Annotated in this window: 3 protein-coding genes; 2 read left to right on the plus strand and 1 reads right to left on the minus strand. The window is 39.6% G+C overall.

From position 1 onward, the window contains the following. A partial coding sequence (locus tag RFH42_RS08965; RefSeq protein ID WP_308975249.1) for an ESPR-type extended signal peptide-containing protein occupies positions 1-11,799 on the minus strand: 11,799 nt, incomplete at its 3' end. A gap of 728 nt (positions 11,800-12,527) precedes the next feature. Here RFH42_RS08965 and antA point away from each other — a divergent pair. Beyond that, positions 12,528-13,937, plus strand: a complete 1,410-nt coding sequence (gene antA, locus RFH42_RS08970; RefSeq protein WP_308975250.1) for an anthranilate 1,2-dioxygenase large subunit — start codon at positions 12,528-12,530, stop codon at positions 13,935-13,937. Positions 13,938-13,940: 3 nt separating this feature from the next. Next, complete coding sequence (antB, locus tag RFH42_RS08975; RefSeq protein WP_308975251.1) at positions 13,941-14,432, plus strand: anthranilate 1,2-dioxygenase small subunit; 492 nt, start codon at positions 13,941-13,943, stop codon at positions 14,430-14,432. Positions 14,433-14,438 lie beyond the last annotated feature (6 nt).

A 14,438-nucleotide genomic window follows, 5' to 3' on the forward strand; every position in this document is an offset into this window, starting at 1 on the left:
TGAAGAAATCGCGTCATGGATATTATCTTTACCCGTGTTACCAATATTGGTGATTGAAACATTGCCACCTTTATTGACCGCATTACCACCAAGAATCGTCACTAAATTATTTTGTACATAATTCAATTGCTCCTCTGTCGCAGCACGACCTTTAGTTGCAAATGTATCACCACCCAACTGGGTATTGCTTAAGCCAGTAATATCATTCGTTTTCTTATCAATAGTAACTTTACCTACAGTCACTTTATCAAAGTCAACTTCCGCTGCTGTTGCTACAGTAAACTCTTGGCTACCATCATCATTCACTTTAGTAGTGACTTTAACGTTTTTGCCTTCTTTCACATCTACTTTAGATGCAGCAGCAACTTTGTTTAATTGATCAACGTTTACAGCATCTTTACCGTCTTTACCTGCTGCAACATTGCTAATCACTTTGTCGCCAGCGTTAATGCCACCAGTTGTAATGCTTGGACCATTTTTAATAGTCAAACCAGCATTGTTGATTGTTGTATCACCAACAACGACTGACTCAAGACCGGTAAGGTTCTTAGACAATTGAACTTCAAGCTCGCCTTTGTCATTTTGAACAGTACGAAGGTTTTCAGAACTTGCAGCATCTGCTGTCATGTCCGTCATGCCACCAACAACACCCAATTTCTCATTGAGTTTCTTGCTGATTACCTTACCGTCATTACCTACAAACTTAAGACCATCAGTTAAAGTCGCAACTTCTTTGTCTTCACCTGTCGTTGGATCTTTATAGATGATACGTGTTTCACCATCTGTACCATTTAAACCAGGTGCACCTTGACCACCTGTAATTGTAAGACCGTCTTTACCGTCCTTACCATTTAACACCAAGCTGTCTGCTTTTAGGTTCTTGTCCATCGAAATGATCAAGTCACCATTGGCATCAACCGCAGTTTTGATATTTTCAGCTGAATATTGGTCATCAGCCTTAACACCTTCACCTTTGATGTTCATGGTTTCACCAAGTTTCTTCGCAACAGAACCCGTGTTAGCTGCAAACATTAATGGATTGTTGGCAACTTCACCCACTTTACCGTCAACATAAGTTTTATTGGTAATGTGGTCGCCCTTAGTAATGTCACCTGTATAAGTCACATTGCCTTTATTGTTTACAACAAACTTATCACCAAGTTTAGTTTCACCAGTAACTGTGAGGTTTGTGGTATTTACTTCAGTTAAGCCTATCAATTTCTTAGACAATTGAACTTCAAGTTCACCTTTGTCATTTTGAACAGTACGAATGTTTTCAGAACTTGCAGCATCTGCTGTCATGTCCGTCATGCCACCAACAACACCCAATTGTTCATTGAGTTTTTTGCTGATCACCTTACCGTCATTACCTACAAACTTGAGACCATCAGTTAAAGTCGCAACTTCTTTGTCTTCACCTGTCGTTGGATCTTTATAGATGATACGTGTTTCACCATCTGTACCATTTAAACCAGGTGCACCTTGACCACCTGTAATTGTAAGACCGTCTTTACCGTCCTTACCATTTAACACCAAGCTGTCTGCTTTTAGGTTCTTGTCCATCGAAATGATCAAGTCACCATTGGCATCAACCGCAGTTTTGATATTTTCAGCTGAATATTGGTCATCAGCCTTAGTACCTTCACCTTTGATGTTAACAGTTTCACCAAGTTTCTTCGCAACAGAACCAGTGTTACCTGCAAATGTTAATGGGTTATTGGCAACTTCACCCACTTTACCGTCAACATAAGTTTTATTGGTAATGTGGTCGCCCTTAGTAATGTCACCTGTATAAGTCACATTGCCTTTATGGTTCACAACAAACTTGTCACCCAGTTTAGTTTCACCAGTAACTGTGAGGTTTGTGGTATTTACTTCAGTTAAGCCTGTCAATTTCTTAGACAATTGAACTTCAAGTTCACCTTTGTCATTTTGAACAGTACGAAGGTTTTCAGCACTTGCAGCATCTGCTGTCATGTCCGTCATGCCACCAACAACACCCAATTGTTCATTGAGTTTTTTGCTGATCACCTTACCGTCATTACCTACAAACTTCAGTCCATCAGTTAAAGTCGCAACTTCTTTGTCTTCACCTGTCGTTGGATCTTTATAGATGATACGAGTTTCACCATCTGTACCATTTAAACCAGGTGCACCTTGACCACCTGTAATTGTAAGACCGTCTTTACCGTCCTTACCATTTAACACCAAGCTGTCTGCTTTTAGATTCTTGTCCATCGAAATGATCAAGTCACCATTAGCATCAACCGCAGTTTTGATATTTTCAGCTGAATATTGGTCATCAGCCTTAGTACCTTCACCTTTGATGTTCATTGTTTCACCAAGTTTCTTCGGTGTAGAACCTGTGTTACCGGCAAACGTTAATGGATTATTGGCAACTTCACCCACTTTACCATCAACATAAGTTTTATTGGTAATGTGGTCGCCCTTAGTAATGTCACCTGTATAAGTCACATTGCCTTTATGGTTCACAACAAACTTATCACCAAGTTTAGTTTCACCAGTAACTGTGAGGTTTGTGGTATTTACTTCAGTTAAACCTGTCAATTTCTTAGACAATTGAACTTCAAGTTCACCTTTGTCGTTTTGAACAGTACGAATGTTTTCAGCACTTGCAGCATCTGCTGTCATGTCCGTCATGCCACCAACAACACCCAATTGTTCATTGAGTTTCTTGCTGATCACCTTACCGTCATTACCTACAAACTTAAGACCATCAGTTAAAGTCGCAACTTCTTTGTCTTCACCTGTTGTTGGATCTTTATAGATGATACGTGTTTCACCATCTGTACCATTTAAACCAGGTCCACCTTGACCGCCTGTAATTGTAAGACCGTCTTTACCGTCCTTACCATTTAACACCAAGCTATCTGCTTTTAGGTTCTTGTCCATCGAAATGATCAAGTCACCATTGGCATCAACCGCAGTTTTGATATTTTCAGCTGAATATTGGTCATCAGCCTTAACACCAGCACCTTTGATGTTCATGGTTTCACCAAGTTTCTTCGGTGTAGAACCTGTGTTACCTGCAAAGTTAAGACCTTTGTTGGTTAACTCTTCTCCAGCTTTAGTTAATTGATCAACGTTAACTGCATCTTTACCATTTTTACCATCAGCAACATTACTAATAACTTTGTCACCAGCATCAATACCATTAACAGTAATGCTTGGACCATTGTTAATCGTTAAACCAGTCTGGTTAAGAACAGTATCACCTAAAGTTACACTATCAAACTTAACATCTTTCTTGGTTGCAACTGTAAATTCACGGCTACCATCATCATTTACAAGAGTATCAACAGTGATATTTTCACCTGCTTTTACATCAGTTCTCACTGAAGCAATTGCATCATGAATTGTTGTTTTTCCTGTATTACCAATATTGGCACCAATAATCGTTGCACCGCGGTTATCTGTGTCACCACCGATTACTTTGGCTACAGCATTCGCTGCCGATATCAATTGCTCTTCAGTTGCAGCACGACCTTTAGTTCCGAAGTCACCAGCTTTAAGATCAACATTACTTAAACCAGTAATATCATTGCTGTTTTTATCGATTGTTACGTCACCAACAGTGACTTTATCAAAGTCAACTTCCGCTGTTGTTGCTACTGTAAACTCTTTGCTACCGTCGTCATTCACGTTGGTGGTGATTTTAACGTTTTTGCCTTCTTTCACATCTACTTTAGATGCAGCAGCAACTTTGTTTAATTGATCAACATTGACAGCATCTTTACCGTCTTTACCTGCTGCAACATTGCTAATCACTTTGTCACCAGCGTTAATACCACCAGCAGTAATGCTTGGACCATTGTTAATGGTTAAACCAGTATTGTTGATTGTTGTATCACCAACAACAACTGACTCAAGACCGGTAAGGTTCTTAGACAATTGAACTTCAAGTTCACCTTTGTCGTTTTGAACAGTACGAATGTTTTCAGCACTTGCAGCATCTGCTGTCATGTCTGTCATGCCACCAACAACACCCAATTTCTCATTGAGTTTTTTGCTGATCACCTTACCGTCATTACCTACAAACTTCAGTCCATCAGTTAAAGTCGCAACTTCTTTGTCTTCACCTGTTGTTGGATCTTTATAGATGATACGAGTTTCACCATCTGTACCGTTTAGACCAGGTGCACCTTGACCGCCTGTAATTGTAAGACCATCTTTACCGTCCTTACCATTTAACACCAAGCTGTCTGCTTTAAGGTTTTTGTCCATCGAAATGATCAAGTCACCATTAGCATCAACCGCAGTTTTGATGTTTTCAGCTGAATATTGGTCATCAGCTTTAGCACCAGCACCTTTGATGTTAACAGTTTCACCAAGTTTCTTCGCAACAGAACCAGTGTTACCAGCAAACGTTAATGGATTGTTGGCAACTTCACCCACTTTACCGTCAACATAAGTTTTATTGGTAATGTGGTCGCCCTTAGTAATGTCACCTGTATAAGTCACATTGCCTTTATTGTTTACAACAAACTTATCACCAAGTTTAGTTTCACCAGTAACCGTTAGGTTTGTGGTATTTACTTCAGTTAAGCCTGTCAATTTCTTAGACAATTGAACTTCAAGCTCGCCTTTGTCATTTTGAACAGTACGAATGTTTTCAGCACTTGCAGCATCTGCTGTCATGTCTGTCATGCCACCAACAACACCCAATTGTTCATTGAGTTTTTTGCTGATCACCTTACCGTCATTACCTACAAACTTCAGTCCATCAGTTAAAGTCGCAACTTCTTTGTCTTCACCTGTCGTTGGATCTTTATAGATAATGCGTGTTTCACCATCTGTACCATTTAAACCAGGTGCACCTTGACCACCTGTAATTGTAAGACCGTCTTTACCGTCCTTACCATTTAACACCAAGCTGTCTGCTTTTAGATTCTTGTCCATCGAAATGATCAAGTCACCATTAGCATCAACCGCAGTTTTGATATTTTCAGCTGAATATTGGTCATCAGCTTTAGCACCAACACCTTTGATGTTAACAGTTTCACCAAGTTTCTTCGCAACAGAACCCGTGTTCCCCGCAAACGTTAATGGATTGTTGGCAACTTCACCCACTTTACCGTCAACATAAGTTTTATTGGTAATGTGGTCGCCCTTAGTAATGTCACCTGTATAAGTCACATTGCCTTTATTGTTTACAACAAACTTATCACCAAGTTTAGTTTCACCAGTAACTGTGAGGTTTGTGGTATTTACTTCAGTTAAGCCTGTCAATTTCTTAGACAATTGAACTTCAAGTTCACCTTTGTCATTTTGAACAGTACGGATGTTTTCAGCACTTGCAGCATCTGCTGTCATGTCTGTCATGCCACCAACAACACCCAATTTCTCATTGAGTTTTTTGCTGATTACCTGACCGTCATTACCTACAAACTTAAGACCATCAGTTAAAGTCGCAACTTCTTTGTCTTCACCTGTCGTTGGATCTTTATAGATGATACGAGTTTCACCATCTGTACCGTTTAGACCAGGTGCACCTTGACCACCAGTAATCGTTAAACCGTCTTTACCATTAGTGCCATTTAACACCAAGCTGTCTGCTTTAAGGTTCTTGTCCATCGAAATGATCAAGTCACCATTAGCATCAACCGCAGTTTTGATATTTTCAGCTGAATATTGGTCATCAGCCTTAACACCAGCACCTTTGATGTTCATGGTTTCACCAAGTTTCTTCGGTGTAGAACCTGTGTTACCTGCAAAGTTAAGACCTTTGTTGGTTAACTCTGTTGATACATCTTTAACGGCATTGTTTAAATCACCAGCATTTACAGCATTGCTTGCATTGGCAACATCAGTGTAATCACCAGCACTGGCAACATTGGTTAAGCTAGTCCCACCTGTTGTGGTGATTTTTCCAGTAATAGGATCTTGAGTAGATGCAGTTTGAGTTCCGCCCAAAGTCACTTTGTCACGGTTTACTGTACCATCTGCATTTTTGTCATATTTAACAGCAAAGTCATCAGTTTGATCAGCTTGATCTTTAACTAACTTCAACTGTTCTTCTGTTGCAGCACGGCCTTTAGTCGCAAAATCATCAGCATCAAGATTAATATTACTTAGGCCAGTAATATCATTGCTGTTTTTATCGATTGTTACACTACCAACAGTGACTTTATCAAAGTCAACAACGCTATCAGTCGCTACGGTGAACTCTTTGCTGCCATCGTCATTAATTGTGCTGGTTACTTTAACGTTTTTGCCTTCTTTGACATCAACTTTAGTTCCAGCAACAACTTCATTCAATTGATCAACGTTTACAGCGTCTTTACCATCTTTACCAGCTGCAACATTGCTAATTACTTTACCACCAGCGTCAATACCACCAGCCGTAATGCTTGGACCATTGTTAATGGTTAAACCAGTATTGTTGATTGTTGTATCACCAACAACAACTGACTCAAGACCTCTAAGGTTCTTAGACAATTGAACTTCAAGTTCACCTTTGTCATTTTGAACAGTACGGATGTTTTCAGCACTTGCAGCATCTGCTGTCATGTCTGTCATGCCACCAACAACACCCAATTTCTCATTGAGTTTTTTGCTGATTACCTGACCGTCATTACCTACAAACTTAAGACCATCAGTTAAAGTCGCAACTTCTTTGTCTTCACCTGTCGTTGGATCTTTATAGATGATACGAGTTTCACCATCTGTACCGTTTAGACCAGGTGCACCTTGACCACCAGTAATCGTTAAACCATCTTTACCATTAGTGCCATTTAACACCAAGCTGTCTGCTTTAAGGTTCTTGTCCATCGAAATGATCAAGTCACCATTGGCATCAACCGCAGTTTTGATATTTTCAGCTGAATATTGGTCATCAGCCTTAACACCAGCACCTTTGATGTTCATGGTTTCACCAAGTTTCTTCGGTGTAGAACCTGTGTTACCTGCAAAGTTAAGACCTTTGTTGGTTAACTCTGTTGATACATCTTTAACGGCATTGTTTAAATCACCAGCATTTACAGCATTGCTTGCATTGGCAACATCAGTGTAATCACCAGCACTGGCAACATTGGTTAAGCTAGTCCCACCTGTTGTGGTGATTTTTCCTGTTACAGGATCTTGAGTAGATGCAGTTTGAGTTCCGCCCAAAGTCACTTTGTCACGGTTTACTGTACCATCTGCATTTTTGTCATATTTAACAGCAAAGTCATCAGTTTGATCAGCTTGATCTTTAACTAACTTCAACTGTTCTTCTGTTGCAGCACGGCCTTTAGTCGCAAAATCATCAGCATCAAGATTAATATTACTTAGACCTGTAATATCATTGCTGTTTTTATCGATTGTTACACTACCAACAGTGACTTTATCAAAGTCAACAACGCTATCAGTCGCTACGGTGAACTCTTTGCTGCCATCGTCATTAATTGTGCTGGTTACTTTAACGTTTTTGCCTTCTTTGACATCAACTTTAGTTCCTGCGACAACTTCATTCAATTGATCAACGTTTACAGCGTCTTTACCATCTTTACCAGCTGCAACATTGCTAATTACTTTACCACCAGCGTCAATACCACCAGCCGTAATGCTTGGACCATTGTTAATGGTTAAACCAGTATTGTTGATTGTTGTATCACCAACAACAACTGATTCAAGACCTTTAAGGTTCTTAGACAATTGAACTTCAAGTTCACCTTTAGCATTCTTCACTGTACGAATGTTTTCAGCACTTGCAGCATCTGCTGTCATGTCCGTCATGCCACCAACAACACCCAATTGTTCATTGAGTTTTTTGCTGATCACCTGACCGTCATTACCTACAAACTTCAGTCCATCATTTAAAGTCGCAACTTCTTTACTTTCACCTGTCGTTGGATCTTTATAGATGATACGAGTTTCACCATCTGTGCCGTTTAGACCAGGTGCACCTTGACCGCCTGTAATCGTTAGACCGTCTTTACCATTAGTGCCATTTAACACCAAGCTGTCTGCTTTTAGGTTCTTGTCCATCGAAATGATCAAGTCACCATTAGCATCAACTGCAGTTTTGATATTTTCAGCTGAATATTGGTCATCAGCCTTAACACCATCACCTTTGATGTTCATGGTTTCACCAAGTTTCTTCGGTGTAGAACCTGTATTACCGGCAAAAGTTAATGGATTGTTCGCAACTTCACCAATCTTACGATCAACATAAGTTTTATTAGTAACATGATCTCCTTCAGAAATTTCACCGCTATATGTCACGTTACCATTATTGTTTACAACAAACTTGTCACCAAGTTTTGTTTCACCTGTCACGGTTAAATTATTAAAGCTCACATCATCTGCGGTTTTTACTGTATAGATGTCATGACCATCAATCCCTTGAGATTTAGTCACTTTAATATTTTTGCCTTCAGCCACTTCTGTTTTTGAGGCTGCAATCGCATCATTAATGTTATCTTTGCCTGTCCCGCCAACATTACTCATGCTGAGTGAGCCATTTGGATCTAGTGTAGCATTACCACCTAAGATTTTTTTTGTACTGTTCGCTACATTGCCCAATACAGTATTCGTTGCATGAAGTTGGCTACCATTAATTGCATCGGTACTACTTGCAGAGATTTCACCAGCTGCGACATTTTTTAATTGACGTTCGTTGCCTTTTGATCCTATAGAAACTTGCATTCCAGCATTTTTAGCCTGTCCGCTAAAACCACCATAACTCAAGCCATTCAAATCTGCTTTTGTAATGGCCACTGCATCAGTTGCTGTTTTACTGTCTGCACCTAGAGCAACACCACCCACCTTAGATGCTTGTGCATTATTACCCAGTGCCAAACTACGATCAGCAGTGGCTTCAGCTAAGCTACCAATTGCAAATGAATTCTCTTTAGTTGCCTTACTATAACTACCTAGTGCTAAAGACTGTGCGCCTGATGCATCTGCTTGACGCCCAATTGCAATTGCTTCATTACCCGCACCCTTAGCTTGTGTACCTAGTGCAATCGCATCACTGCCCCCTGCAACAGTCTGAGTGCCTAGTGCGACAGCATTAATTCCTAGAGATTGTGCTTCAGAGCCAATAGCAATCGCATGACTACTACTAGCATTCGCCTCTGCACCAATCGCTACTGAGGCTAGGCCTGTTGCTACTGCTTTAGTGCCAAGAGCAGTAGCCTTATCACGCTCTGCTTTACTACCTAGACCAATAGCAACAGAAGCTTCACCTTCTGCTCCAGCATCAATACCAGCAGCAAGCGCACCAATACCAGTAGCACCATCATTATTATAGTTTCCACCAGCGACTCCACTATCATTTACACTGTAATAATGAGTTGAAGGTCCTGTAGCACCTGTGCTACTTACTGTGTAGGTATTTGTTTTATCATTGTATGTAACAGTTGTGTTAGTACCTGCTTCCACCTTCGTTTTAGCAGCATTTAACTGTTCAACATTCACCGCATCTTTACCATCTATACCGGCAGCAACATTACTAATCACTTTACCACCAGCATGAATACCACCAGCTGTAATGCTTGGGCCATTGTTGATAGTTAAGCCATTACTATTAATGACGGTATTACCAACAGATACAGACTCAAGACCGGTTAGATTTTTTGCTAAACCAATATTCAAATCGCCATTATTATCAACGACTGTTTTTATATTTTCACCAGTATATTCTGCATCTGCTTTTGTACCAGCACCTTTAATCGTTACTGTTTCACCCAATTGTTTTGCTTTGGATCCTGTATTTCCAGCAAACGTTAAAGACCCTGTTGCTCCTCCACCTCCACCAGTAGAATTTACTGTATAAGTATTTGTTTTTTCATCATAATCAACAGTAGTGTTATTACCACTCTTAACAACAGTCTTGGCAGCATTCGCAACACTCTTCAATTGTGCAACGTTAACTGCATCAGTATCTTCTAGGCCTGCTGCCACATTGGTAATTTGACGACGGGCTATCTTCTGTACGCCGTTCTCTATAAACTGCCCACCAACACTCACCGCTGCGAATGTTGCTTTAGTTGCATCAACAGCCAATTTATCTGCCACAGTTGCATTGCTATTACTATAGACGTTTCCAGCTGGACCTGTAGCTTCACGATCCGCGACACTTTGAGATCCTAAAGCAACGCCATCATTTACTAGTGCTTGTGACTTTGACCCTATTGCCGTTGCTCGTATTTTTGTTGCTTTTGCACTGTCCCCCAGTGCAGTGGACTCATTACCAGTCGATTCACTGTTATTACCTAAAGCAATATTTCCTGACTTTGTCGCTTTCGCTTGAGCCCCTATTGCCGTGCCATATGTAGCAGCACTACTGCCAGTGCCCAAGGCCAGTGCACTGGTACCTATTGCTTCAGCATAAGTGCCTATAGCAATAGCGCCTTCGGTGGTCGCCAGTCCAGTTATGGGGTCAAATAGATTTTGATCCCCTTCTTTTCCACTCCGCGCACTATCTCCAATTGCAATATTACTATGTCCTATTGCCGAAGAGTTATCACCCATTGCATAACTGCTTAACCCCTTGACTGTACTACGACCAATACCAGTCGACCCGCTCCCTGTTACCTGCGCCCCACCTAAAGCTACAGAAGAAAGATCTCCCTTTAGTGGGTCAGAGGCAAGAGTGAAAACCTTAGAACCATAACCAATCGCAGTTGCATACGTTGCATCAGCTACTGTATTAGTTCCAAGTGCGATACTGTTAAGTGCAGTTGCTTTTGCATTTACCCCTACTGCCATAGAATCTATACCAGTAGCACCATCATTTAAATAGTTACTGTCCGGCCCTTGTTTATCACTTTTTACACTAAAATAATGCAGCTCTGATCCCGTAGCACCTGTATCCGCTATAGCGCTAATTACATAGGTATTTGTTGCATCATCAAAATTAACTGCAGTATTAGTACCAGCTGTAATTTTAGTTTTTGAGGCTTTAATTGCATCATCAATATTATTTTTACCTGTACCACCAATATTGGTCATACTCAGTAAACCACTTGAATTCAAAATTGCATTACCACCCAAAATATTTTTGGTTGTACCTGCAACATTCCCCACAACAGTTTGAGTAGCTAAAAGTTGGCTACCATTAACTGCATCTGTACTATCCAATGCAATTTTACCAGCGGCAATATTTTTTAATTGGCGTTCTGCACCCTTCGAACCAATCGAAACTTGCATTCCGTCCATGGATGCCTGACCAGCAAAATCACTATAGGTTAACCCATTTACGATAGCATTTGTTTCATTAGTTGCCGCTGTTGCGGTTGTTGCTTTTGAGCCTAAAGCAACAGCATTCGTTCTACTTGCCTGAGCAAATGAGCCAAAAGCAGTTGCCAAGTTAACATTTGATACAACGGCTTCATGACCCACAGCAATATTATCAACACCACCTGTTGCACGTGCACCCGACATAATCGCTAAACTATCATTTCCAGTAGCCAATGTTGGATTCGTTTTATTATCACCAATTGCTATTGCTCCACCAATTGGAGCTGTTGCAACAGCAGTACCTGAACCACAGTTTGCTGTAACCTTTGTATCCGTATTGTGCCCAACGACACTTCCAACCGTACTACCAGCATTGGCAACATTACTTCCACAAACTGACAAATTCGCCATTGCTGACTGACCAGCAATAAGGGACATCATAAAAACAAGCGTCTTAATTGAAAAATGAACAGAAGATTGTTGAACAATCTCTTCAGTCACCCCGACAATAGATGATTGAGAAGAACTTTTTCCCTTTGACTTCGCCAACTCTGAAACCGCTACCCAAGCTCCTAACGAAGCATTCCATATAACCCGATATATTTTATTCATAAATAATGCGCTCTATTTATCTTTTTAAAAGAACAAAAGTGACTTACAACACATAAGCAATAAAATTATATGGGTCTTTTCCAATTAACCTAAATTCAGTTTTAATTTAATACATAATAAATATCTAATTATTTTTTTAAATCAATTTTTATTTTATTTAAAAACAATAAAATCAATCAAAAAAACCCTCCAAACCATTCACTCTACTAATACATATAAAAATAACAAATTTATTATGCAATTAAAAAAAATATAAAATATTTTACATTATTAAAGTACCACTGCACTTTATTACATTGACTTTAAAGCACAAGAATAAAACATAGAATAAAATAAGCACAGTTTAATATATGATTTTTTAACTAAATAAAATTACTTTATTATAAAAATAAAATACATCCTAGAAATTAATAAAATACAATTTCAAAATTAAATAAAAATTACATTCAATCAATTTAAATAAAAACTGTTTTTAAATTAAAAAAATAATCAATCCATATTACAAAAATAAAAAATCTGAATTGCATTTAAATACAGCTCAAATTTTAAATCGTTCCTTTTAATATTGAATATAATGTATAGCTCCCACCAAATATGAGAGCAACATTCTAATTAACGAAAAGAATCTGTTGCAGATTTTGGATAACAAAATGGAAAAATCGGATAGCTGTAAGTGATGAAATCCGCTTCAATCTGCCCTAGGCGCACATTGACTTGAGGATGACACAATGGCTCAAAAAAATATAAATGATTGGCAAAATTTCGTTGAGGGATGCATCGATTTTCGCCCAGAAGATGGTGTATATCGTATTGCACGCGATATGTTTACCGAACCAGAACTATTTGAGCTTGAAATGGAGCTCATCTTTGAAAAAGTATGGATTTATGCTTGCCATGAAAGTGAAATCCCAAATAACAATGACTTCCTAACTGTTCAAATTGGACGTCAACCTTTAATTATCAGTCGTGATGCTAAAGGTGAACTTCATGCAATGGTGAATGCCTGTCAACATCGTGGCGCAACCTTAACACGAGTTGCTAAAGGTAACCAATCTACATTTACCTGCCCATTCCATGCTTGGTGTTATAAATCTGATGGTCGCTTAGTAAAAGTTAAAGCACCTTCTGAATATTGTGATGATTTCGACAAAAATAGTCGTGGATTAAAACAAGCACGTATTAGCAGTTATCGTGGTTTCATTTTTGTTAGCTTAGACACACGAGCTACCGATTCCTTAGAAGATTTCTTAGGAGATGGTAAAGTTTTTCTTGATCTCATGGTTGAACAATCTCCAACAGGCGAACTTGAAGTGCTTCAAGGTAAATCAACCTATAGTTTTGATGGCAACTGGAAGCTACAGAATGAAAATGGTGTAGATGGCTACCATGTAAGTACTGTGCACTACAACTATGTTTCAACAGTACAGCACCGTCAACAAGTGAATGCTTCTAAAGGCGAAGAATTAGATACACTTGACTACAGTAAGCTTGGTGCTGGTGACAATACCACAGATGATGGTTGGTTTAGCTTGAAAAATGGTCATAGCGTGCTATTTAGTGAAATGCCTAACCCAACAGTACGCCCAGGCTATGAAACTGTAATGCCATATTTGGTTGAAAAATACGGTGAAAAGCGTGCTGAATGGGCCATGCATCGTTTACGTAATCTTAATTTGTATCCAAGTTTATTCTTTATGGATCAAATTAGCTCACAACTACGTATTGTACGCCCTGTCGCATGGAATAAAACCGAAGTTGTTAGCCAATGTATTGGTGTAAAAGGTGAGTCGGCAGAAGCACGTCGCAACCGTATTCGTCAATTTGAAGACTTCTTCAACGTTTCAGGTCTTGGAACACCAGATGACTTAACTGAATTCCGTGAACAACAGCGTGGTTTCCAAGCACGTTTAGAGCGTTGGAGCGATATTTCTCGTGGTTATCAACATTGGTGCTATGAGAGTAATCCAAATGCTGAAGCTCTAGGCATTAATCCCGTCATCACTGGACGTGAAATTACACATGAAGGTTTATATGTAAATCAACATGGACACTGGAAAGCATTAATGCTCAAAGGTTTGAAACAAAAAGCGCTCAATATGGTTGAGTGTGATGAAACTGCGGTCAAGGAAGAGGTATAAGTTATGGATCAAGCACTACATTTTGCCGTAACACAGTTTATGTATAAGAAAGCTGAACTTTGTGACAATCAAGACTGGGATGCTTATCTTGAACTTTATGATGAAGACAGTGTCTATCATATCCCTCAATGGATTGATGATCATAGCTATGTTCAAGACCCTGACCAAGGCCTCTCTTATATTTACTATGCTGATCGTTCAGGCTTAGAAGACCGTGTATTCCGTATTCGTACGGGTAAAGCAGCTTCTGCAATGCCTCTACCACGTACATTACATAATATTAATAATGTTCGTGTACAAAAGCTTGCCGATGACACAATTGAAGTAAAAGTAGGTTGGAATACACTCTACAATCGCCAAGGTGTACAAGGCCAGTTCTATGGTCACAGCGTCTATATTCTACGCCAAGATGGAGAAAGCTTCCGTATACGTCGCCAACATACCTTACTGTTGAACGATAAGATTGACTCAGTCCTTGACTTCTATCACGTATAAGGGGCT

Source organism: Acinetobacter rudis (assembly GCF_031157835.1).
In the GTDB taxonomy this organism is placed as follows: Bacteria; Pseudomonadota; Gammaproteobacteria; order Pseudomonadales; family Moraxellaceae; genus Acinetobacter; species Acinetobacter rudis_A.